25 protein-coding genes are annotated in these 20905 nt (G+C 57.2%); 21 read left to right on the top strand and 4 right to left on the bottom strand.

Features of this window, described 5'->3' with window-relative positions:
• Nucleotides 1-29 precede the first annotated feature (29 nt).
• Nucleotides 30-608 (bottom strand): Maf family protein, encoded by a 579-nt coding sequence (locus tag FHR87_RS01125; protein ID WP_183164852.1) that lies wholly within the window; start codon nt 606-608, stop codon nt 30-32.
• Between the two features lie 120 nt (nt 609-728).
• On the opposite strand from FHR87_RS01125, the gene FHR87_RS01120 reads away from it, so the two are divergent.
• The 13 genes from FHR87_RS01120 to FHR87_RS01060 all read left to right on the top strand — a co-directional run bounded on the left by FHR87_RS01120 (nt 729) and on the right by FHR87_RS01060 (nt 11077).
• A complete protein-coding gene (locus FHR87_RS01120; RefSeq protein WP_183164851.1) occupies nt 729-1265 on the top strand; it encodes a YceD family protein in 537 nt (178 codons plus the stop codon).
• 11 nt (nt 1266-1276) lie between these two features.
• Nucleotides 1277-1459: a 50S ribosomal protein L32 gene (gene rpmF / locus FHR87_RS01115; protein ID WP_183164850.1), complete on the top strand. Its 183-nt coding sequence runs from the start codon at nt 1277-1279 to the stop codon at nt 1457-1459.
• Between the two features lie 2 nt (nt 1460-1461).
• Nucleotides 1462-2472, top strand: coding sequence for a phosphate acyltransferase PlsX (gene plsX / locus FHR87_RS01110; RefSeq protein WP_183164849.1), 1011 nt, complete (start codon nt 1462-1464; stop codon nt 2470-2472).
• 105 nt (nt 2473-2577) lie between these two features.
• Entirely contained in the window at nt 2578-3516 is a 939-nt protein-coding gene (fabD, locus tag FHR87_RS01105; protein WP_183164848.1) for an ACP S-malonyltransferase, read from the top strand.
• 14 nt (nt 3517-3530) lie between these two features.
• Nucleotides 3531-4271: a 3-oxoacyl-ACP reductase FabG gene (gene fabG, locus FHR87_RS01100; RefSeq protein WP_183164847.1), complete on the top strand. Its 741-nt coding sequence runs from the start codon at nt 3531-3533 to the stop codon at nt 4269-4271.
• Between the two features lie 189 nt (nt 4272-4460).
• Nucleotides 4461-4697: an acyl carrier protein gene (gene acpP / locus FHR87_RS01095; RefSeq protein WP_183164846.1), complete on the top strand. Its 237-nt coding sequence runs from the start codon at nt 4461-4463 to the stop codon at nt 4695-4697.
• A 337-nt stretch (nt 4698-5034) separates the two neighbouring features.
• On the top strand, nt 5035-6279 hold the full coding sequence (fabF, locus tag FHR87_RS01090) for a beta-ketoacyl-ACP synthase II (protein ID WP_183164845.1): 1245 nt from the start codon (nt 5035-5037) through the stop codon (nt 6277-6279).
• Nucleotides 6280-6281: 2 nt separating this feature from the next.
• The gene (pabC, locus tag FHR87_RS01085; protein ID WP_183165119.1) at nt 6282-7097 is read left to right on the top strand and encodes an aminodeoxychorismate lyase; all 816 of its coding nucleotides are present in this window, start codon (nt 6282-6284) and stop codon (nt 7095-7097) included.
• Nucleotides 7094-8179, top strand: a complete 1086-nt coding sequence (gene mltG, locus FHR87_RS01080) for an endolytic transglycosylase MltG (protein ID WP_183164844.1) — start codon at nt 7094-7096, stop codon at nt 8177-8179. Before pabC ends, mltG begins: the two co-directional genes overlap by 4 nt.
• Entirely contained in the window at nt 8176-8811 is a 636-nt protein-coding gene (gene tmk / locus FHR87_RS01075) for a dTMP kinase (RefSeq protein WP_183164843.1), read from the top strand. The genes mltG and tmk overlap by 4 nt, the downstream gene beginning before the upstream one ends.
• Complete coding sequence (locus FHR87_RS01070; RefSeq protein WP_183164842.1) at nt 8804-9781, top strand: DNA polymerase III subunit delta'; 978 nt, start codon at nt 8804-8806, stop codon at nt 9779-9781. The genes tmk and FHR87_RS01070 overlap by 8 nt, the downstream gene beginning before the upstream one ends.
• 39 nt (nt 9782-9820) lie before the next feature.
• Entirely contained in the window at nt 9821-10177 is a 357-nt protein-coding gene (locus FHR87_RS01065; RefSeq protein ID WP_183164841.1) for a PilZ domain-containing protein, read from the top strand.
• Nucleotides 10178-10294: 117 nt separating this feature from the next.
• A complete protein-coding gene (locus FHR87_RS01060) occupies nt 10295-11077 on the top strand; it encodes a TatD family hydrolase (protein ID WP_183164840.1) in 783 nt (260 codons plus the stop codon).
• Nucleotides 11078-11122: 45 nt separating this feature from the next.
• Here the strand turns inward: FHR87_RS01060 and FHR87_RS01055 are convergent, their stop codons facing one another.
• Nucleotides 11123-12256 carry an aminotransferase class V-fold PLP-dependent enzyme gene (locus tag FHR87_RS01055; RefSeq protein WP_183164839.1) on the bottom strand — a complete coding sequence of 378 codons (1134 nt, stop codon included), beginning with the start codon at nt 12254-12256 and terminating at the stop codon, nt 11123-11125.
• A 188-nt stretch (nt 12257-12444) separates the two neighbouring features.
• Between FHR87_RS01055 and FHR87_RS01050 the strand changes: the two genes are divergently transcribed.
• Nucleotides 12445-13047 (top strand): DUF4823 domain-containing protein, encoded by a 603-nt coding sequence (locus FHR87_RS01050; protein ID WP_183165117.1) that lies wholly within the window; start codon nt 12445-12447, stop codon nt 13045-13047.
• An 11-nt stretch (nt 13048-13058) separates the two neighbouring features.
• Entirely contained in the window at nt 13059-13634 is a 576-nt protein-coding gene (locus FHR87_RS01045) for a DUF1285 domain-containing protein (RefSeq protein WP_183164838.1), read from the top strand.
• 48 nt (nt 13635-13682) lie between these two features.
• On the opposite strand, the gene FHR87_RS01040 is transcribed toward FHR87_RS01045, so the two are convergent.
• On the bottom strand, nt 13683-15338 hold the full coding sequence (locus FHR87_RS01040; protein WP_183164837.1) for an electron transfer flavoprotein-ubiquinone oxidoreductase: 1656 nt from the start codon (nt 15336-15338) through the stop codon (nt 13683-13685).
• Between the two features lie 510 nt (nt 15339-15848).
• Between FHR87_RS01040 and FHR87_RS01035 the strand changes: the two genes are divergently transcribed.
• From FHR87_RS01035 to FHR87_RS01015, 5 genes are all read left to right on the top strand, one after another.
• The gene (locus tag FHR87_RS01035; RefSeq protein ID WP_183165116.1) at nt 15849-16598 is read left to right on the top strand and encodes an electron transfer flavoprotein subunit beta/FixA family protein; all 750 of its coding nucleotides are present in this window, start codon (nt 15849-15851) and stop codon (nt 16596-16598) included.
• Nucleotides 16599-17528 carry an electron transfer flavoprotein subunit alpha/FixB family protein gene (locus FHR87_RS01030; protein ID WP_183164836.1) on the top strand — a complete coding sequence of 310 codons (930 nt, stop codon included), beginning with the start codon at nt 16599-16601 and terminating at the stop codon, nt 17526-17528. It abuts the gene before it with no gap.
• A gap of 293 nt (nt 17529-17821) precedes the next feature.
• Entirely contained in the window at nt 17822-18658 is an 837-nt protein-coding gene (locus FHR87_RS01025; protein ID WP_183164835.1) for a substrate-binding periplasmic protein, read from the top strand.
• A gap of 23 nt (nt 18659-18681) precedes the next feature.
• Entirely contained in the window at nt 18682-19011 is a 330-nt protein-coding gene (locus FHR87_RS01020) for a DUF4398 domain-containing protein (protein ID WP_183165115.1), read from the top strand.
• Nucleotides 19008-19793, top strand: coding sequence for an OmpA family protein (locus tag FHR87_RS01015; RefSeq protein WP_183164834.1), 786 nt, complete (start codon nt 19008-19010; stop codon nt 19791-19793). The genes FHR87_RS01020 and FHR87_RS01015 overlap by 4 nt, the downstream gene beginning before the upstream one ends.
• Nucleotides 19794-19861: 68 nt before the next feature.
• Here the strand turns inward: FHR87_RS01015 and FHR87_RS01010 are convergent, their stop codons facing one another.
• Nucleotides 19862-20044, bottom strand: coding sequence for a DUF2897 family protein (locus FHR87_RS01010; RefSeq protein WP_183164833.1), 183 nt, complete (start codon nt 20042-20044; stop codon nt 19862-19864).
• Nucleotides 20045-20174: 130 nt separating this feature from the next.
• Between FHR87_RS01010 and pyrF the strand changes: the two genes are divergently transcribed.
• Nucleotides 20175-20870, top strand: a complete 696-nt coding sequence (gene pyrF, locus FHR87_RS01005) for an orotidine-5'-phosphate decarboxylase (RefSeq protein ID WP_183164832.1) — start codon at nt 20175-20177, stop codon at nt 20868-20870.
• Nucleotides 20871-20905: the final 35 nt, after the last annotated feature.

Genomic DNA, 20905 nt, shown 5'->3' with positions numbered 1-20905 from the left:
CTTTGCGGCGATAAGCCCTCACCTCTGGGTCAAGGTATTTCCAGGCCTTCCTGTGCCAGCATTTCCACCAGTCTTATCAAGGGTAGTCCGATCAGGCTGGTGGGGTCTTCCCCTTCAGTCGCTCGAAAAAGACTGATTCCCAATCCTTCTGCCTTGAAGCTACCTGCACAGTCATAAGGCTGTTCTGCATGCAGGTAGCGTTCGATCTGCTCGTTGCTCAAACGACGGAAATGCACGGTAAATTGCACGCAATCCAATTGTAATCGACCGCTTTTACTATCTAGCAAGGCTAAGCCAGTCAAAAAATGAACGCTTGTTCCGCTCGCTTCGAGAAGCTGTTCCCTGGCTTGTTCGAAGTCATGTGGCTTGCCAAGAATCCGGTTGTTCAGTGTGGCAACTTGATCGGAGCCGATAATCAGGTGGTCATGGTAGGTTTGGGCAAGGCGCTCGGCCTTGCTCCGGGCAAGGCGGCAAACCAAGGCTGCGGCTGGCTCACTGGCGATGGGTGATTCGTCGATATCCGGAGCTTTCCAACAGAATGGTAGATGCAGGCGGGATAGCAATTCCCGGCGATAGGGAGAGCTGGATGCTAATAGCAGTTGACGCATTGTTCTTCCATTTAACGAATTCAACAGCGTGATGGGTTGCTTTGACTTTATCTACCAACAGGGCGATAGTCTTGAATTATCTTTGACAGCCTTTCGGTGGCTAAATAGAATGCCGCGCTTATGTTGAATGGACCGATACCCTCGCACATTGATCCGCGCAAATTAGCTGATCGGGCTGCCATCTTGGAAGGTGAGCTTGGCTTGACAAAATTTGAGCGGCTGTCCGCATCCCTTGTGAGCGACGAAAGCACTGCATCTGCCATGGTGCGCGCCAGGTTCGTTTTCAAACGTGATGAACAGCGAACAGTGGTATTCCATAGTGAACTCGATGTCGAAGTTTCCATGGTCTGCCAGCGATGCCTGGAGTTGGTCCGTTTGCCTATTCACAGTGAATGTGATTATGCGGTTGTGAACGAGGGTGCAAACTCCCAGCATCTGCCTAAGGGATATGATGTGCTGGAAGTGGGAGAGGATCCGCTGGATCTGTTGGCTCTGGTAGAGGATGAGTTATTGCTCGCTCTGCCCATTGTTCCACTCCACGACCCCAATGATTGCCAGGCGCCCGGTTCCGGCGAATCTGCTATGGATCGGGACGAAGTTGATCGTTCCAATCCTTTTAGCGTCCTGGCGCAGTTAAAGCGTGACCCAAACGTTTAGGAGTTGATTCAATGGCTGTTCAGCAGAACAAAAAATCCCGTTCCGCTCGTGATATGCGTCGTTCTCATGATGCTCTGGAGTCGAATGCCCTTTCTGTAGAGAAAAGCACAGGTGAGGTACACCTGCGCCATCATGTATCTCCGGATGGTTTCTATCGGGGACGCAAGGTCATCGACAAGGGTTCCGACGAGTAATCTTGTCCGCCGCGGTCATTGCCGTCGATGCGATGGGCGGGGATTTCGGTCCCCGTTGTATCGTTCCGGCTAGTCTCGATTGTCTTTCCGCATTTCCTTCGTTGCGACTTCTTTTGGTCGGTCAATCTTGTGTGCTTGAGCAGCATGTCTCTGCGTATAAAAAAGAGATTGATCATTCGCGATTAGCCATCGTCGAAGCTGAGGATGTGGTTGGTATGGACGAACGTCCTACCTTGGTTTTGCGTGGCAAACCGCGATCTTCGTTGCATGTGGCGTTGGAGATGGTGCGTGATGGACAGGCTCAGGCTTGTGTGAGTGCAGGAAATTCCGGAGCTTTGATGGCGATCTCCAGACATGTTCTGAAAACACTGCCCGGAGTCGACCGCCCTGCAATGTGTGCAACCATTCCAGCCGGCCGCAGGCCTTTTCTGTTACTGGATCTTGGTGCGAATGTTGATTGCACGGCAGAGCATCTTTATCAATTTGCAGTGATGGGATCCATGGCAGCCCAGCTTCAGGGTATCGAGCAACCTAGAATTGCCCTGCTGAATGTGGGAGCCGAAGATATAAAAGGTAATCAGCAAGTCAGGTTGGCTGCCGACAAATTGCTGCTGGCCGATGATTTGAACTACCAAGGCTTCATCGAAGGCGATGGTTTATTTCGAGGTGAAGCTGATGTTGCCGTTTGTGATGGTTTTGTTGGCAATATCCTGCTCAAGTCCAGCGAAGAACTGGCGCGTACGATAGGTAGTAAGATCGAGGCTTTATTTCATCGCCGTTGGTACTTGCGCGTAATTGGTGTCCTGGCTTATCCGGTTTTGCGTCAGTTGCGTCGCGAGTTGATGCCTGAGCAATACAATGGTGCCAGCTTTCTTGGCTTGCAGGGTGTGGTGGTAAAAAGCCATGGCAATGCAGGACAGAAAGCCTTCAGTGCAGCGATTCGACGTGCGGTGCTGGATGTAGAGCAGGACTTGCCGCAACGATTGGGTGCCAGGTTGGCACCTTTGCTTTAGTCGCTTTGGACGCTGGTGCTCAATCCGATTGCTGTTGTTATTAATTCGAGTCAGCAGGCCTGGTTTCGGGCTCCGCTGGTAGTTTGCCAAAAGAGATCATGTCACATGACCGCATCCCTTGCGTTCGTCTTCCCCGGTCAGGGCTCCCAATCGCTGGGAATGCTTGGTGAATCGGGTGCCCGGTTTCCTTTGATTATTGATACGTTCAAAGAGGCTTCGGAGGCTCTGGGGTATGATCTGTGGGCTCTGACCCAATCGGGACCGGAGGAGCATCTAAACCAAACCGACAAGACTCAGCCGGCGATTCTTGCCGCCTCGGTCGCATTATGGCGGCTATGGCTTGCCAAAAGTGAATGTCGCCCGGCATTCGTGACCGGGCACAGCCTGGGAGAGTACTCAGCGCTGGTTGCTGCTGAATGCCTGCCATTTGTCGAGGCGATCAAGTTGGTTGAATTGCGTGGCCAGTTGATGCAGCAGGCCGTCCCGGCAGGAATGGGAGGCATGGCCGCCATCCTGGGATTGGGCGATGCCGAGGTTAGGGCTGCCTGTCTCGAAGCAGCAAACGGTGAGGTAGTCAGCGCAGTGAATTACAACGCCCCTGGTCAGGTGGTCATTGCCGGCAGTGCCTCTGCCGTGGGGCGTGCCATCGAATCCTGCAAAGCGCGGGGTGCCAAGCGTGCCATGCCGTTGCCGGTGAGTGTGCCTTCGCATTGTGACCTGATGCGTCCTGCTGCCGAGCATTTTGCCGAAGCCGTTAGCGGGGTGACTTGGCAAAATCCGCAGATTCCTGTGGTGCAGAATGTCAGTGCAGCAATTGCGCGGGATCTCGAAACCCTCCGGCAGGATTTGCTGGCTCAGCTCTACAGTCCGGTACGCTGGGTCGAATCGATCGTTGCATTGAATGCTCTGGGTGTCACTGATTTGGTGGAATGCGGTCCCGGCAAAGTGCTTTCCGGCCTTAACAAGCGCTGTGTCAAAGGTGTCAATACCTATAATCTGGATACACCAGAGGCTTTTGCTGCTACGTGTGCAGCATTGGCTTGAACAAGGAGAACACTATGAGTCTGCAGGGCAGGGTTGCGTTGGTGACCGGTGCAAGCCGTGGAATCGGCCAGGCTATTGCGCTGGAGCTAGGTCGCCGTGGCGCTATCGTCATTGGTACTGCAACGACGGATTCGGGAGCCGGGCGTATTGCGGAGATGCTGACGGACAACGGCGTTCAGGGTGCCGGGCTGTTGTTGGATGTTGGTAGCGATGAATCCGTTGCCAAGACACTTGAACATATCCAGCAGCATCTGGGGCAGCCGGCTATTCTGGTCAATAATGCTGGCATTACACGCGACAACCTCATGCTGAGAATGAAGGATGACGAGTGGCATGACGTTATCAATACCAATCTCAATAGTCTTTATCGGCTATCCAAGGCGGTTTTGCGTGGGATGACCAAGGCACGCTGGGGGCGAATCATCAATATCGGATCGGTGGTCGGTGCCATGGGCAATGCCGGGCAGGTCAATTATGCTACTGCCAAGGCTGGCCTCGAAGGTTTCGGTCGAGCATTGGCACGAGAGGTTGGATCGCGTGGTATTACGGTCAATGCCGTAGCCCCTGGTTTTATCGATACCGATATGACTCGCGAGTTACCGGAAGCGCAGCGTGAAGCGTTGTTGGGGCAAATTCCGCTGGGGCGTTTGGGGCAAGCTCAGGAAATTGCCAATGTTGTCGCTTTTCTGGCTTCAGAAGACGCATCCTATATCACTGGGGCGACTATTCCGGTAAATGGCGGCATGTATATGTAAAGCCAGGCGATTTCCGGAAACTCTCGAAATATTCGAGATTTGTCGGAAGATCATTGCTGGTTTTTATGAATTATTGATTGAATGCGGTTTCCCAGCGGACTGCTTTCAGCTTGAAATGCGGAAAAAGCTTTCTATAAACTACCGCGCGAACCAGCTGGCTGGATTTTTCATAGGAGTTTAAACAAGGTTATGAGCACCATCGAAGAACGCGTCAAGAAAATCGTTTCCGAGCAACTTGGCGTCAAAGAAGAGGAAGTGACCAATAGTGCTTCCTTTGTCGAAGACCTGGGTGCCGACTCTCTTGATACCGTCGAGCTGGTTATGGCTCTGGAAGAAGAATTCGAGACCGAGATTCCGGACGAGCAAGCCGAGAAGATCACTACCGTTCAGGAAGCAATTGATTACATTACTGCCAACGCTCAGTAAGACGCGCAGTCAGCTGTAATCCGCTTCACTCGAAAAGCCGCACGGCCTTGAAGGAGGTCGTGCGGCTTTTCCGTGATGATATTTGCGGAAACATATTGGGCTAGAGATCGGTACGGTTGATTGATTTACTCGCCATTGGAGCGAGTTTCCGGATCTTCGAAGCGAAAGTTCGGTCGCAATATGGTCAAATCCACAGCCCGACGCTAGCTCTCGAATTTTGTACCTGAATCGGCTTGAGTCGATTTGGTATCTGCCGGGCTTTTCCAGTAGCTATATCGACTGTCGCCTCGTTTTGCACGCGACATCGCCGATCATGACGAATACAAGGAGAATAGCTGTGTCGCGTAGACGCGTCGTAGTCACCGGGATGGGCATGGTATCGCCACTGGGCAACGATGTGCCGAGCAGCTGGCAGGGGATTCTGGCCGGTCGGAGCGGTATTGCTCCGATCGAGCATTTGGATCTATCCACCTTCTCTACACGCTTTGGCGGCTCGGTAAAGAATTTCGAAATAGATCCGTACCTGCCAGCTAAGGAAGCTCGCAAGCTTGATCTGTTCATTCAGTACGGTCTTGCTGCCTGTATTCAGGCAGTCAGGAATTCTGGCCTGGAAATCACCGATTCGAATCGGGAGCGTATCGGGGTGGCCGTTGGTTCTGGAATCGGCGGATTGACCAATATCCAGAGCAATTGCGTTGCTCTGATGGAGCAGGGACCACGACGGATTTCACCCTTTTTCGTCCCCGGCTCGATTATCAACATGGTATCCGGGTTTCTCTCGATCCAGCTGCGGCTGGAAGGCCCCAACTATGCGATTGCCACGGCCTGTACGTCAGGTACCCACTGCATTGGTATGGCGGCTCGCAATATTTCCTATGGCGAAGCCGATGTAATGGTTGCCGGCGGTGCTGAAATGGCTGCCTGTGGCTTGGGGATCGGTGGTTTTGCGGCTGCCCGGGCATTGTCTACACGAAACGATGACCCTGCCGCTGCCAGTCGTCCTTGGGACAGGACTCGTGATGGTTTTGTCCTTGGTGATGGCGCTGGTGCCTTGATTCTGGAGGAGCTCGAGCATGCGAAAGCACGGGGCGCCACGATTTATGCCGAGCTGATCGGCTTTGGAATGAGCTCCGATGCTTTCCACATGACGGCTCCGCCGGAAGATGGTGCCGGTGCAGCCCGCTGCATGCGCAACGCCATGCAGGATGCCGGACTGAATCCGAGCGATGTGCAGTATGTGAATGCCCATGGAACCTCGACGCCTGCCGGGGACAAGGCGGAAGCTGCTGCGCTGAAGAAAATCTTTGGCGATCACGCCTACGAGCTATCGGTCAGTTCGACCAAGTCCATGACCGGCCACTTGCTCGGTGCTGCCGGAGCAATCGAGGCTATCTTCACTATCCTGGCGATACAAGATCAGATCGCCCCGCCAACCATCAACCTGGACGATCCCGATGACGGGTGCGATCTGGATTTTGTGCCGCATCAGGCCAAGTCGCGGTTCATTGAAATCGCTTTGTCCAACTCCTTTGGTTTCGGTGGTACCAACGGTTCGTTGTTATTCCGTCGCTTCGTCAGGTGAACTTGATCTGGCTGGACGGTCGCCTGTCTGAAGGGATAGCCGCCAATGATCGGGGGCTTGCCTATGGTGATGGTCTGTTCGAGACGATCAGAGTTAGCGATGGCCAGCCCCGCCTGTTCGAGCGCCATCTGCAGCGCTTGGCCGAAGGGTGTCGTCGTTTGCAGATTCCCTGTGACATGGCGGGCTTGCGTTATGAGGTACAGGTATTTGCCTCCACTCTGGGAGAGGGTGTTTGCAAGCTGATTCTTACCCGAGGAAGTGGGTTGCGCGGTTATGCGCCACCCCAACCTTGCCAGCCCAGACGCTTGTTGATCGGTTCGGCGGTGCCTTTATATTCTGCTGATCGGGCACGTACCGGGATTTGCCTGTTTCCTTGCATAACTCGTCTTGCAGAGCAGCCGCTGTTGGCTGGGCTCAAGCATCTCAATCGGTTGGAGCAGGTGTTGGCGCGCGCTGAATGGCAGGACTCCGTCCATGCCGAGGGGTTGATGCGAGATACCTCCGGGCGCATTGTCGAAGCGGTATTCAGTAATATTTTCCTGGTGCGAAGCGGACGGCTATTCACACCAGAGCTTGCCCGCTGCGGTGTCGCGGGTGTCATGCGGGCCGAGATTATCGAACGGGCCCGAGAGGCAAAAATACCAGTCGATATTCGAGATATCTCATTTAGCGAATTGCTACAAGCCGATGAGGTCTTCTTATGCAACAGCCAATATGGTGTCTGGCCTGTTAAGGCGATGCAGGAGCATACCTGGCCAGTTGGTCCGTTAACGTTCGAGTTGCAGGGGCTGCTATCGGATTTGATGGGAATCACATGATTCGCAAAGTACTGTTTTTCATTCTGGCTTTTGTGCTGGCAGCACTGCTGGGATTGGGGTTGGCGATGTGGAAACAGCATTCCGCTCTACAGCAGCCGCTGGTGCTGAACGAAGCTTTGTTGCTTGATGTGCAACCTGGCGATACACCGGGTGGAGTTTTTCGTCGCCTGGAAGCCGAAGGTGTGCTGAAGGATGCTTTTTGGCTCCGACTTTACTGGCGCCTGAAGCTCTCGCACGAAACCTTATTCAGTGGGGAATATCGGCTGCTGCCCGGTATGCGGGTCGAGGAGATGATAGGGCTCTGGCGGCGCCGAGAGGTGGTGCAATACAGCCTGACGTTGGTGGAAGGCTGGAACTTCCGCCAGCTACGTCGTGCCATGCAGGCGCAGCCGAAACTGACCCAGACCTTGCAGGGGCTGGATGATGCTCAATTAATGGAACGCCTGGGGCATCCGGGACTGCATCCGGAAGGCCGATTCTTCCCGGATACCTATCTTTATACGCGTGGTTACAGCGATCTGGAGTTGCTGAAAAAAGCTTTTGCCAGGCTGGAAACCGTATTGAGCGAAGAGTGGGAAGCTCGGGCCGATAATTTGCCCTATCGAGATGCCTATCAGGCCTTGATCATGGCGTCGATCATCGAAAAAGAAACCGGTGTACCCAGCGAGCGTGGCGAAATCGCTGGGGTATTCGTGCGGCGCCTGGCGCGCAATATGTTGCTGCAAACCGATCCGACGGTGATCTATGGGCTGGGTGAGGATTATGCGGGCCGTATCACTCGCGCTCATTTACTCCAGGCGACGCCATACAATACCTACATCAAGCCTGGCCTGCCGCCGACGCCGATTGCCTTGGTTGGACGCAAGGCCATTCATGCGGCGTTACACCCAGCCGAGGGAGAGAGTCTGTATTTCGTTGCTCGAGGTGATGGCAGCCATGAGTTCAGCGATACTCTGGAAGAGCATAACCGCGCGGTGCGCCAGTATCAGCTCAACCGTCGGGATGATTATCGTTCCAGCCCCGCTCCTGTCCCTCAAACTGCTCCAGCACCAACACCAGCACCCAGTGAGACCCCCGAGTGAAACAAGGACTCTTCATCACCCTGGAAGGCCCCGAAGGGGCAGGCAAAACAACCAATCGCGACTATCTGGCTGCGCGTCTACGCGCCCATGGCGCCGCTGTGGTGTTGAGTCGTGAGCCGGGTGGTACTCCGTTGGCGGAGCAGATTCGCGAGTTGCTGCTGGCGCCGAGCGACGAATCCATGGCTGCCGATACCGAGCTGCTATTGGTTTTCGCCGCTCGTGCGCAGCATCTGGCCCGAGTTATCCGGCCGGCGCTGGAGCGCGGTGCAGTAGTGTTATGTGATCGCTTTACGGATGCCACTTATGCTTATCAGGGGGGAGGTCGTGGTCTTGCGCAAGATCGTATTGCTCTGCTGGAGCGCTTTGTGCAAAACGAATTGCGGCCCGATCTCACATTGTTGTTCGATCTGCCGGTAGAAATAGGGCTCGAACGTGCGGCAGCCCGTGGGCGATTGGATCGTTTCGAGCAGGAGGGCAAGGTGTTTTTCGATGCGGTGCGAAGTGCTTATCTGGAGCGTGCTCGGCATGCTCCCGAGCGCTATCGGATTCTGGATGCGGCACAGCCCCTGGCCATGGTTCAGGAAAGCATCGAAGCCTTGCTGCCGGAACTTCTGGCTCGCCTGCATGGCTGAGTACTCTTGGCAGGCTGGCTTGTGGCAGCGGCTGGCTGGCCGTTCCCAACATGCCCATGCCTATCTCCTGCATGGCCCGACTGGTATCGGCAAGCGTGATCTGGCCGAGCGGTTGATGGCCTTGCTGCTGTGCCAGCAGCCGCAGAATCATGCCCCTTGTGGGCAATGCAAGGCTTGCCTGCTTTTGGCAGCAGGAACCCATCCGGATCTATTCATCCTCGAACCGGAGGACGTCGATAAGGTCATTCGAGTCGATCAGGTTCGCGAGTTGGTGGATTTCGTCGCCCAGACTCCGCAATTGGGGGGGCGCAAGGTGGTTTTGCTGGAGCCGGCCGAAGCAATGAACCTGAATGCGGCCAATGCACTGCTGAAAAGCCTGGAAGAGCCTTCTGGCAATACCCAGTTGCTGCTCGTCAGCCATCAGCCGAGCCGGTTATTACCGACCATCAGGAGTCGTTGTATCCAGCAGGCTTGTCCGCTGCCGCGAACCGGGGAAAGCCTGGCGTGGCTGGCAACTTCTCTGCCTGAACTCTCAGTAGAGGAGCGCGAGACGCTGTTGCAACTGGCTGCAGGTTCGCCGCTGTTGGCGTTCAAGCTCTACAGGCAAGACGTATTGAGCATGCGTGCCCAGGTAGTCGATGGCATCAAGAAATTACACAAGCAGCAACAGTCACCCAGCCAGTTGGCTGAGAGCTGGAATACGTTGCCGCTGGTATTGCTGTTCGACTGGTTCTTTGAATGGTCCTTGCTGATCTTGCGCTGGCAATCGAACGCCAGTGAAGTTGGTAGTCAGGATATGGCCAAGGTAATTCAGTATCTGGCGGAAAAATCGTCCCAGGCCCGGGTTATTGCCATGCAGGAATGGCTGCTGGCGCAACGACAGAAAGTATTGGCCAAGGCGAATCTGAACAAAGTACTGCTGCTCGAAGCGTTGCTGGTACAGTGGGCAAATCTGCCAGTCAGGAACTAGACTAAAGGTGTCTTCACATCGTTTAGCTGGAAATAACAAATGAGTCTGCCGCCAAATCTGGGTCAGCGTAACGGTATCCTATCGCTGACCATCAAGGATACATCCGCGCTTTACGCAGCCTATATGCCATTCATCAAGCGCGGCGGCCTGTTCGTTCCTACCAGTAGAAGCTACAGGTTGGGCGATGAGGTCTTCCTGTTGATGAGCCTTTTAGACGAACCGGAGAAAATCCCGGTCAGCGGCAAGGTTGTCTGGATTACGCCGAAAGGGGCCCAGGGTAATCGTGCGGCGGGTATCGGTGTGCAGTTCAGCGAGAGCGACAGTGCTGTGTGCAGCAAGATAGAAACTTATCTGGCTGGTACGCAAAAATCGGATCGGCCAACACACACCCTGTAGCTTTGTACTTTTTCCCGTGACCATTCAGATGTACTGCTGCCTCGCTTATCGAGGGTGGGTACGTGGTCGCTTTACTATAAATCCGACTTGTTCGAGCCTTTCATCCCGGTGGTTTCCATGCTGGTAGATTCTCATTGCCATCTCGATCGTCTTGATCTGGCCATCCACGGCGGTTCTCTCGACGCTGCCCTGCAGGCCGCCCGAGGGAAAGGTGTGGGCCATTTTCTCTGTATCGGCATCAATGCCGCCAACACCGCAACAGTCAAGTCTTTGGCCGAGCGCTACGAAGATGTCGACTGTTCGGTTGGGATTCATCCTCTGGACCTGGAGCCAGATTTCGATCCCGCGCTGGACTGGCTGCTGAATGAAGTCAATCACCCGCGAGTGGTGGCGATTGGTGAAACCGGGCTGGATTACCATTACGACCCGCAATCCGCCGAGCGGCAGAAACGCTCCTTTCTTCTACATCTGAATGTGGCGCGTATGACTGGCAAGCCAGTGATCGTGCATACCCGCGCCGCTCGCGCCGATACGCTGGAGCTATTGAAAGAGGCTGCTTTACCCCAAGCGGGGGTTTTGCACTGCTTCACCGAGGATTGGGCGATGGCCAGGTCCGCCCTGGACATGGGGTTCTATATTTCCTTTTCCGGCATCGTCACCTTTCGCAACGCCGAAGCCTTGCGCGAGGTTGCGCGCCGCGTCCCTGAAGATCGCCTGCTGGTAGAAACCGATTCACCGTACCTGGCGCCGGTTCCTTACCGGGGCAAACCCAACCTGCCGCAATATGTCCATGAGGTCGCTGCGTTTCTGGCCGAGCTGCGTGGTGTTGGCCTGGAGCAGTTTGCCGAGCACACCACCCGTAATTTCAAGCGTTTGTTTCCGCTCGCCAGGGTTGCTTGAGCAGATCGGCTTTGCGGTCCAGAGCCGATCTGTGGGGCGGGCCGGTCAGCCTTTGGCGAATGCTTTCAGCAGAGCCAGGGTTTCGTCGATCACTGGTAGTGGCGTATAGAAATGCGGCGAGAAGCGGATGCCGCCGCCACGCATGGCGCAAACCACCTGTTCCGTTCTCAGTCGTTCGAACAATGCCTGCTTGTCCCAGCCGGCGAGGCTGAAGGTGAGGATGCCGGCGCGCCGAGATGGATCGACCGGGCTCAGGAGTTCCACTCCAGCAATCGTTTTCAACTGCTGCTGCAGGTAGCTGGTGCGCTCGGCCAATTCCCGAGCCACTTGCGGCATGCCGACTTCTTCAAGCAGCGAGAGGCTGGCTTCCAGCGCTATGCTGCCCAGCATGTTGGGGCTGCCGCATTCAAAGCGTCGGGCGGTTTTGGCGGGTTGCCAGTCGCGTCGGTCGTAGTCGCCGGCATTTTCCAGCATGTGCCAGCCGTATTCGTGCAGTTTCAGTTGTTCCCGCAGCTCGCGGCGGCAATAGAACACGCCCAGTCCTTCCGGGCCGAGCATCCATTTGTGGCCATCGGCCATAGCAAAGGCGCAGCGATTGGCTTGCACGTCGAAAGGTTGTGCGCCCAGTTGCTGGATGGCATCGATACAAAGCAGCACGCCGCGCTGCTCGCAGCCGCTGCCCAGTCTTTCCAGATCCAGGCGCAGGCCGCTGCCGTACTGCACAGCGCTGATCGACATCAGGCGAACCCTGGGGCCGCAGGCTGCCAGCAGCGCAGCCTCGGGATCGTTGCCTGTGAGGGCGACCTCGATCACTTCCACACCCTGGGGGCGCAGGGCTTCCCAGACTACCCGGTTCGATGGGAATTCCTCGTTGCTGATGACGATTTGGTCGCCGCTCTTCCAGTCCAGTCCGAAGGCGACGAAAGACAAGGCTTCCGAGGTGTTTTTCACCAGCGCTACATCCGCGGTGCTCGGTGCGTTCAGCAAGCGCATCAGGCGTTCGCGCAGGCGCTGCTCCAGCTTCAGCCATTGCGGGTAATCGCGTGCGCCGATCTGCAGGTTCTGTTCGGCAAAGGCGGCGACGGCAAGCGCTGCACGTTTCGGCCAGGGAGCCACGGCAGCATGGTTCAGGTAGCGCAGGCCGGTGGCCTGGGGAAATTCGTCGAGCGAGAGATTCATGAGGGCTCCGGGCAGGTCAGGATCGCCTGGGATGATACTCCATCGGTTGCGATGGTCTGCTGGTGGCGCGCATGTTGCGCGGAGATCTGGGAGCCAAGGATTCCGTTTTGCATGTGAGTGGTGGCCTGGATATTGCCATTGGCTATGAATATGCCGGTTTCCCGACGTCCGGTAAGGAGACAGATCACATGCGGATTGCGCCCTTGGCCTTGTTGCCGTTCTGCCTGGCTGGTTGCATGAATGTCAGCGATATGGCGCAGGGCACGCGTTATCACCTGAGCGATGCTGGCATTCTCGATCACAGCGAGACCCGCCGGGCCAGCAATTGGCGGCTACAGCCCGACTCTTCCATCTATATCGCCCAGGGCCATTTCGTACCGCCGGGCAATGCCTATCCACGCTCGAACGTAGTGGCTGAGGAAGCGTTCAAGGGGTTCGTCGAATATTTTCCCCTGGTGCAGCGCGCGCCCGGTCCGCTCGGCCTGGACGAAGCCTGGAACCAGGCGACTGTGGCTGGTGCCAACTACATACTTTATGTTCGCTTTGCCGCAGCGGATGATCGGATCGGCAGCTACGACGAATGGAACAGCCAGCGTGCGGTCGATCGGCTGGGGGTCGATAGCAGTGTGATCCAACTGATGGTGTTCGAAACGGGAACCCGCTATCTGGTGGATGCCGCGCGTATCCGCAGCCGTGGCGGAATCCTGTCTATCTATGACGCAAGGCCGGAAGATCTGCTGAGGCCGCCACTCGACGAGTATGCCCGGCATCTGCTCGGCCTTTCTCGTTGACGGAGGCAGCTATGTCCGATTCGACCTTTTCCGGCAAGGCCCCGGATTTATTGGGGCAACTCCCTGCAAGTACCGATGGGAAACCGGCACCGGTACATCTATGGAACCCGCCGTTTTGTGGTGATCTGGACATGCGCATTGCACGGGACGGTACCTGGTATTACCTGGGGACGCCGATTGGGCGGCCAGCGATGGTCCGGCTATTTTCGCGGGTGATCCGGCGCGATGGGGAGGCTTACTTTCTGGTAACTCCGGTGGAGAAGGTGGGTATTCAGGTTGAAGATGTGCCTTTTGTGGCGGTTCGCCTGGAAGCCTCTGGGCAAGGCGAAGAGCAGGTGCTGGTATTCACCACCCATGTCGGGGATGAGGTTATGGCAGGTCCTGAGCATCCTATTCGCATCGAACTCGATCCCGAGACCCAGGAGCCGTCGCCCTACGTGCATGTAAGAGCCAACCTGGAGGCCCGGATTCATCGAAATGTTTTCTACCCGTTGGTCGAACTGGCCGTGCCAAAGGATATTGAGGGGCAAGGCTGGCTGGGTGTCTGGAGCCAGGGCGTGTTTTTCCCGATTGGTCCTGTAGAGTAAAAAACAATTGTTATATAAGGAAAAAGGCCCGGGCGGGCCTTTTCGCGTTTACATGTTGGGATAGTTCGGCCCGCCGCTGCCTTCCGGTGCGACCCAGGTGATGTTCTGTGCCGGGTCCTTGATGTCACAGGTCTTGCAGTGCACGCAATTCTGCGCGTTGATCTGGAAGCGCTTGCTGCCATCGTCCTGGTTCACGATTTCATACACACCGGCCGGGCAGTAGCGCTGGGCTGGCTCGTCGAACTGCGGCAGGTTCTGTTCGATTGGAATATTCGGATCGGCCAGTCTGAGGTGAACCGGCTGGTCTTCCTCATGATTGGTATTGGACAGAAACACCGAGCTCAACTTGTCGAAGCTGAGCTTGCCATCGGGTTTGGGGTATTCGATCTTCTTCGCGTCGGCGGCCCGTTTCAGGCAGGCATGATCCGGCTTTCTGTCGTGCAGCGTGAACGGAAACTTGCCGTCGAACAGATTCTGGTCGATGAAGTTGAAGGCACCGCCATAAACAGCCCCCCACTTGTGCAGCGCTGCGCCGAAATTGCGGCTGCGATACAGCTCTTCGTACACCCAACTGCTCTTGAAGCTGTCGGCGTAGGCGGTCAACTCTTCGCCTCCGGCGTTACCCGCGAGCAATGCATCGGCGATGGTCTCGGCGGCGAGCATGCCGGATTTCATCGCTGTGTGGCTGCCCTTGATCTTGGCGAAGTTCAGGGTGCCGGCATCGCAGCCGATCAGGATACCGCCCTTGAAGGTCATTTTCGGCAGGGAGTTCAAGCCGCCCTTGGTGATCGACCGGGCGCCGTAGGCAACGCGCTTGCCGCCTTCCAGATACTGGCTGATGACAGGGTGGTGCTTGTAGCGCTGGAACTCGTCGAATGGCGACAGGTAGGGATTGCTGTAGGAGAGATCCGCGATCAGACCGACTGCCACCTGGTGGTTTTCCAGATGATAAAGAAAAGCGCCGCCAGGATTCTGGTCGTTCAGCGGCCAGCCTGCGGTATGTACTACCAAGCCCGGTTGGTGCTTGGCCGGGTCGATGTCCCAGAGCTCCTTGATGCCGATGGCGTAGTGTTGCGGGTCGACCTGGGCGTTGAGCTGGAAGCGCTTGATCAGTTGCTTGCCAATATGGCCACGGCTACCTTCGGCGAACAGCGTGTACTTGGCGCGTAACTCCATACCCGGCGTATACACGCCTTCCTTGGGGTTGCCCTGGCGGTCCACGCCCAGATCGCCGGTAATGATGCCGCGCACCACGCCCTGATCGTCGAGCAGCGGCTGCTGGGCCGCGAATCCCGGGTAGATCTCGACGCCAAGGTTTTCTGCCTGCTGGGCCAGCCAGCGGCACAGGTTCCCGAGGGAAATGATGTAGTTGCCGGTGTTGTGCATGGTCTTGGGAACCAGCTTATTCGGTAGCTTGGTGGTGTGCTGCGGGCCGGTGAACAGATGGATATCATCCTGTTTCACCGGTGTTTCCAGTGGCGCACCGAGTTCCTTCCAGTCAGGAAACAGCTCGTTCAAGGCGCGTGGTTCGAAGACTGCGCCGGAAAGGATGTGGGCACCGACTTCGGAACCTTTCTCAACCACGCAAACGCTGATGTCCTGGCCGGCTGCCGCGGCCTTCTGCTTCAGCCGACAGGCCGCCGACAAACCGGCTGGGCCGGCGCCGACGATGACCACGTCGAACTCCATATATTCGCGTTCCATAGGCTGTCTCCTGCTCAAGGCTTTTCTGGCGGCTGTTCACGGGGTGGACTGGACATCTCGAAACGGAACTGGAAGCCGTCCCGGTCGAGGCACTGCGCCACGCCCGGGCAGGTGAAACTTGAGCGTGGAGCGTTCATTCGCCGCATCTAGTGACCAGGCCTTGCCCGATTTTCCGTGTCCGGAATCCGCTTTGCCGGATCGTGAACAGCGCTTATAGGGGACTGATCGCCGCAGCGATCAAGTCAAAGCCCGGCAGTATATATGTCCCTTCGAACAGCCTCCAAGGTGAACGTTTAGTCGAATTTCGCTACCGCTCCAGCCGAATTGCCGCAGGCTTCTGTCAAATGCGCAGGCTCGATGGCACCTCCAGGGTTTATTGACCCCCTCAGGTCCTGCAGTCAAGATACTGGCCGTTCGCGCTCGCCCAGCGAGTTGTCAAGGGTCCGGGTCATGAGCCTGGCCCGGTTCGCCTCGGCGCAATCCAACCTATTTGAAGGAGACGAGGAATCTATGAAGGTTCTGGTGGCTGTCAAACGAGTGGTCGACTACAACGTCAAGGTCCGCGTCAAGCCGGATAATTCCGGCGTCGATCTTGCCAACGTCAAGATGTCGATGAATCCTTTTTGCGAAATCGCCGTGGAAGAGGCTGTTCGCCTGAAGGAAAAGAAGGTGGCGAGTGAAATCGTCGTGGTTTCCATCGGCCCGAATGCCGCTCAGGAGCAACTGCGCACCGCCCTGGCGTTGGGCGGTGATCGCGCCATCCTGGTCGAAACCAACGACGAACTGGGTTCCCTGGCCGTGGCCAAGCTGCTCAAGGCTGTGGTGGACAAGGAGCAGCCGCAGCTGGTCATCCTCGGCAAGCAGGCCATCGACAGCGACAACAACCAGACCGGCCAGATGCTCGCCGCGCTGACCGGTTACCCGCAAGGTACCTTCGCTTCCAAGCTGGAAGCCGACGGCGACAAGATCAAGGTCACCCGCGAAATCGACGGCGGCCTGCAGATCGTCGAGCTGGCGCTGCCTGCCGTCATCACTACCGACCTGCGCCTGAACGAGCCGCGCTACGCCTCACTGCCGAACATCATGAAGGCCAAGAAAAAGCCGCTGGACATCCTCAAGCCAGAGGATCTGGGGGTTTCCCTGTCCTCCAGTATCAAAGTGCTGAAGGTCGAAGCGCCAGCCGAGCGCAGTCCCGGCATCAAGGTCGCGTCCGTGGCCGAACTGGTGGAAAAACTGAAAAACGAGGCGAAGGTGATCTAAATGGCAATCCTGGTTATCGCAGAACACGACAACGCGGTCCTGGCTGCCGCTACCCTGAATACCGTCACCGCCGCCCAAGCCATCGGTGGTGATATCCACGTACTGGTCGCTGGTTCCGGTTGCACGGCTGCTGCTGAAGCGGCGGCCAAGATCGACGGTGTGTCCAAAGTCCTGGTGGCTGACGATGCGATCTACGCCCATCAGCTACCGGAGAATATCGCGCCGCTGATCGTCGGTCTGGCCAAGGGGTATTCTCATGTCCTGGCACCGGCCAGCACCAACGGCAAGAACTATCTGCCGCGTGTGGCTGCGCTGCTGGATGTCGACCAGATCTCCGACATTATTGCCGTGGAAGGCGCCGATACCTTCAAGCGTCCGATCTATGCGGGCAACGCTATCGCCACCGTGCAATCTTCGGCGCCGATCAAGGTAATCAGCGTGCGCACCACCGGTTTTGATCCCGCAAGTGCCCAGGGTGGTTCGGCAGCGATCGAGCAGGTTGCCGCCGCCGGCGATGCCGGCAAATCCACATTCCTCGGCGAGGAAGTGGCCAAGTCCGACCGTCCCGAACTGGGCTCTGCCAAAATCGTGATTTCCGGTGGGCGCGGCATGTTGAGCAGCGACAACTTCCAGATGCTCTACACGCTGGCCGACAAGCTGGGTGCTGCTGTCGGTGCCTCGCGTGCAGCTGTGGACGCCGGTTTCGTGCCGAACGATCTGCAGGTCGGCCAGACTGGCAAGATCGTCGCGCCGCAGCTGTATATCGCGGTAGGAATTTCCGGGGCCATCCAGCACCTGGCCGGGATGAAGGATTCCAAAGTGATCGTGGCGATCAACAAAGACCCGGAGGCCCCGATTTTCCAGGTCGCCGATTACGGTCTGGTGGGCGACCTGTTCGAAGTGATTCCGGAGCTGGAAAAGCTGGTCTGAACCCGTACCATGCTTGCTGCAATGGAAGCCGCTGGAGGCTAAGAACCTGTTCACGATCTGCTGCGCGTCGGCCAAACGGCGTTGAAAATGGCTTCGGAATGCTCATTTACCACTCGTAAACTCCGCTTCCTCAGCCATTTTCGCCTTGTCTGGCTCTAGCTCGCGAGATCGTGAACAGGCTCTAAGAAGGTTGGAAAGCTGATCTTCGTTCAGCCTCCAGCCTTCGATAAAGCCCGCTCATGCAGCGGGTTTTTCTTTGACTATCCCTTCGGTCCTGAAAAGGAAGTTCTTGCATGACGTTGGCTTTTATCCTGCGGTATGGGACATGCGTACTCATGCTGATGCTGCCGTTGCTGGCCAGTGCCGCCGGCAAGTGTGAGCGTATCGTTGCCACCGGCGCGGCGGATAATCCGCCGTTTCTCTGGCGCGACCCGCAGCAGCCCGAGCGTCTGCTCGGGGCCAATGCTGAGCTGTTGCAGCGGCTTGCCGATTCGCTCGGACTGAAGCTGGACCTGCTGTATAGCGGCGATGCGAGCCAAGCGCTGGACGAGGTTCGCTCCGGCCGGATCGATGTATTGCTCGATGCTCGTCAGGTGGCTGACCGCTTACCGGAGGGGATGGACTTTATCTATCCGACCATTGCGCAACTGCAGGTTTCGCCCTGGATCGCCAAGGCACGGCCATTCGACTATGCCGGACAGGAAAGCCTGATCGGACACAAGGGCGTCCTTGCCGGGGCAACGGGGTTGGGCCAGCCATTTGACGCGTTTGCTCGCGAATACCTGGATCTGCGAACCGTTGCCGATACAGCCAGTGCCGTGAATGAGCTGGTCGCAGGCAATGCGGATTACCTGCTCCTGGAGCGCTATTCGGCTGCCGCCATGCAGATGGCGAGAGGGCAAGCGGATGAATTGATCATGCTGGAACCACCGATTCTGATGTACGACATGCATCTGGCCATCTCTCATGAGTCAGCCTGCAATGATTCATGGCTGCGCAGTCAACTAGCGTTGAAAATGGCCGAACTGCAAGCTACCGGGCTGCCGCAAGAATTGCTGAAAACAAACCTTGAACGCTGGCTCGAACGGCAAAAGACCTCAGGCGTTGTGAATCAGGACCCGTTGCCGTGAAAGCATATGTATTTCCTGTCTGCATGGCAGGTCTTTTAGTACTGGCTGGCTGTGCCAGCGATCCGGCCCCGGCCGAGCAGTTGCGCCTGAGTGAACAGGTGATCGCGCAAGCCAGGGCCGTCGGTGCTGTTGGGGAAGTAGGCGAGCTGGCCATGGCTGAAAGCAAGCTGGCCCAGGCTAGGAGTGCCCTGGCCGATGGGGAAAACAGGCAGGCCCGCCTGCTCGCCGAGCAGGCGGAACTGGATGCGCGCGTGGCGGAGGCAAAGCTGCTCGACATAAAAAGCCAGGAGCAGCTGGACAGCCTGAATCAGCATATCCGGCGCCTGCGCTCGCAGGCGGGAGGTGCGCGGTGAGCGCGTTGCGTTATGCAGCCCTGCTGGGAGGGCTGCTGGGCCTGGCAGGTTGTACCGGGCTACAGCAGGATAAGGATCAGGCCTTGCGTGCGGCGCAAGCCGATTTTCTAGCGATCAGGGACGATACCTATGTCCTGCGCAGTGCGCCGCGCGAGGTACAGCGTGCCGCAGAGACACTGGTGCATGCCCAGCGCTTCTCTGGTTATTGGGGTGGCGCCGAGGATGCGATTCATTATGCATACCTGAGCCGGCGCTATAGCGAGATCGCCTTGTTGCAGAGCCGGGTCGAGCGTAACCAGGAGCAGATCGCCCGTCTGGAAAGAACCATCGATCATCTGCAGTTTGCCTTGCGTGAAAGCGCACCGGCATTCGACGAACAGAGGATCGACTTGGCGGCCGAGGAATCGAACCGTGGGTTACTCGTTACCCTGGATGATGTCCTGTTTGCCGATGGCAGTTTCCGGCTCAACCGGTCGGCTAACCGGATCTTGCTCCGATTGGCTCGGTTTCTTCAGTTCAATCCGTTGCGCCGCGTACGTGTCGAAGGCTACGCCGACAACCGTGGCGACGCTGACGATAACCTGACGCTATCACGCAAGCGGGCTCAGGCCGTGGCCGATATGCTCATTGATCTTGGGGTCGACCCGGAACAGGTCGAAAGAGTGGGTTATGGCGAGCGCTTCCGGGTCGCCGACAACGCTTCTGGTAGAGGGCGCGCACGTAATCGCCGGGTCGAAATCATTTTTTCCGACGAGCAAGGGGCTTTCAGCATTCCACGCTGAACACGGTCGTGCGTGATGGTCACGATTTTGCTGATGCGCAAGCCGGTCGGGCTTGCGTACCTTTTACTTCAGCGGTCGCGTTCGCGTTTTTCGCGTTCTTCCTCGGCGTCCAGTTGTGCGTTGCGCTTGGCGATGCGCTCCTTCTGCTCCTGCGTCAGGGGAATGCGCTGGGCCGTCTTGCGCAGCATCAGCAGGCTGCCGATGATCGAGCCGAGCGTGACCAGGATTATCAACCAGATGTACCACGGCATAGGAATTCTCCAACTATCGGGATACTGCGTGTTCCGTTGCGAGAGCGGCGGGTTGGTCCGGCTTGCTCACAGGAGGCAATCGGGAGGTTTTCTGCGACAATGCACGCCGCTTTTGTTCGAGACCATACCCATGACCTGCCAGACTCCGCTTATCGTCGCGCTCGACTGCCCTTCCCATGATGCCGCGCTGGTGATGGCGGAACGACTTGACCCGACGCTCTGCCGGGTCAAGGTCGGCAAGGAGCTGTTCACCCGTGCCGGGCCCGCCATCGTCGAAGCGCTGCAGCATAAAGGATTTGAGGTTTTTCTGGACCTCAAATTCCATGACATCCCCAATACCGCTGCCCTGGCTGTCGAGGCTGCTGCCGAACTTGGGGTCTGGATGGTCAATGTGCATTGCTCGGGAGGGCTGCGGATGTTGACAGCCTGCCGTGAAATCCTTGAACGCCGTGGTGGCAAACGCCCGCTGCTGATCGGCGTCACGGTACTGACCAGCATGGAGCAGGCCGACTTGCGCGATATCGGCCTGGATGTCGAGCCGGCACGGCAGGTGCTGCGTCTGGCGGGGCTGGCTGAACGGGCCGGTCTGGATGGTCTGGTCTGCTCGGCGCAAGAGGCTGCGGCACTCAAGCAGCAATTTGCTCGGTTGCAACTGGTCACACCGGGTATTCGTCCCGCCGGTAGCGCCGCAGACGATCAGCGCCGTATCCTCACGCCGGCCCAGGCTCTGCGCGCTGGAGCGGATTTTCTGGTGATCGGTCGGCCGATCACCCAGGCCAGCGACCCTGCCCAGGCATTGACTGCCGTTGTCGCAGAATTGAGCTGATTGTTCGTTTTCCCCGCCTGCGCGCAGCGCCGGCA

Origin of the sequence: Azomonas macrocytogenes (genome assembly GCF_014191985.1) — a bacterium.
Taxonomy (GTDB): Bacteria; Pseudomonadota; Gammaproteobacteria; order Pseudomonadales; family Pseudomonadaceae; genus Azomonas; species Azomonas macrocytogenes.
Note: the sequence above shows the minus strand (reverse complement) of the source record. Positions and strands in the feature narration are given on the sequence as shown.

Bases quoted from the DNA above. Each gene is read 5' to 3' on its own strand.
- FHR87_RS01125 (WP_183164852.1), bottom strand. From the start codon at position 608: ATGCGTCAACTGCTATTAGCATCCAGCTCTCCCTATCGCCGGGAATTG.
- FHR87_RS01120 (WP_183164851.1), top strand. From the start codon at position 729: ATGTTGAATGGACCGATACCCTCGCACATTGATCCGCGCAAATTAGCT.
- rpmF (WP_183164850.1), top strand. From the start codon at position 1,277: ATGGCTGTTCAGCAGAACAAAAAATCCCGTTCCGCTCGTGATATGCGT.
- fabD (WP_183164848.1), top strand. From the start codon at position 2,578: ATGACCGCATCCCTTGCGTTCGTCTTCCCCGGTCAGGGCTCCCAATCG.
- fabG (WP_183164847.1), top strand. From the start codon at position 3,531: ATGAGTCTGCAGGGCAGGGTTGCGTTGGTGACCGGTGCAAGCCGTGGA.
- acpP (WP_183164846.1), top strand. From the start codon at position 4,461: ATGAGCACCATCGAAGAACGCGTCAAGAAAATCGTTTCCGAGCAACTT.
- mltG (WP_183164844.1), top strand. From the start codon at position 7,094: ATGATTCGCAAAGTACTGTTTTTCATTCTGGCTTTTGTGCTGGCAGCA.
- FHR87_RS01070 (WP_183164842.1), top strand. From the start codon at position 8,804: ATGGCTGAGTACTCTTGGCAGGCTGGCTTGTGGCAGCGGCTGGCTGGC.
- FHR87_RS01065 (WP_183164841.1), top strand. From the start codon at position 9,821: ATGAGTCTGCCGCCAAATCTGGGTCAGCGTAACGGTATCCTATCGCTG.
- FHR87_RS01060 (WP_183164840.1), top strand. From the start codon at position 10,295: ATGCTGGTAGATTCTCATTGCCATCTCGATCGTCTTGATCTGGCCATC.
- FHR87_RS01055 (WP_183164839.1), bottom strand. From the start codon at position 12,256: ATGAATCTCTCGCTCGACGAATTTCCCCAGGCCACCGGCCTGCGCTAC.
- FHR87_RS01050 (WP_183165117.1), top strand. From the start codon at position 12,445: ATGCGGATTGCGCCCTTGGCCTTGTTGCCGTTCTGCCTGGCTGGTTGC.
- FHR87_RS01045 (WP_183164838.1), top strand. From the start codon at position 13,059: ATGTCCGATTCGACCTTTTCCGGCAAGGCCCCGGATTTATTGGGGCAA.
- FHR87_RS01040 (WP_183164837.1), bottom strand. From the start codon at position 15,338: ATGGAACGCGAATATATGGAGTTCGACGTGGTCATCGTCGGCGCCGGC.
- FHR87_RS01035 (WP_183165116.1), top strand. From the start codon at position 15,849: ATGAAGGTTCTGGTGGCTGTCAAACGAGTGGTCGACTACAACGTCAAG.
- FHR87_RS01030 (WP_183164836.1), top strand. From the start codon at position 16,599: ATGGCAATCCTGGTTATCGCAGAACACGACAACGCGGTCCTGGCTGCC.
- FHR87_RS01025 (WP_183164835.1), top strand. From the start codon at position 17,822: ATGACGTTGGCTTTTATCCTGCGGTATGGGACATGCGTACTCATGCTG.
- FHR87_RS01020 (WP_183165115.1), top strand. From the start codon at position 18,682: ATGGCAGGTCTTTTAGTACTGGCTGGCTGTGCCAGCGATCCGGCCCCG.
- FHR87_RS01010 (WP_183164833.1), bottom strand. From the start codon at position 20,044: ATGCCGTGGTACATCTGGTTGATAATCCTGGTCACGCTCGGCTCGATC.
- pyrF (WP_183164832.1), top strand. From the start codon at position 20,175: ATGACCTGCCAGACTCCGCTTATCGTCGCGCTCGACTGCCCTTCCCAT.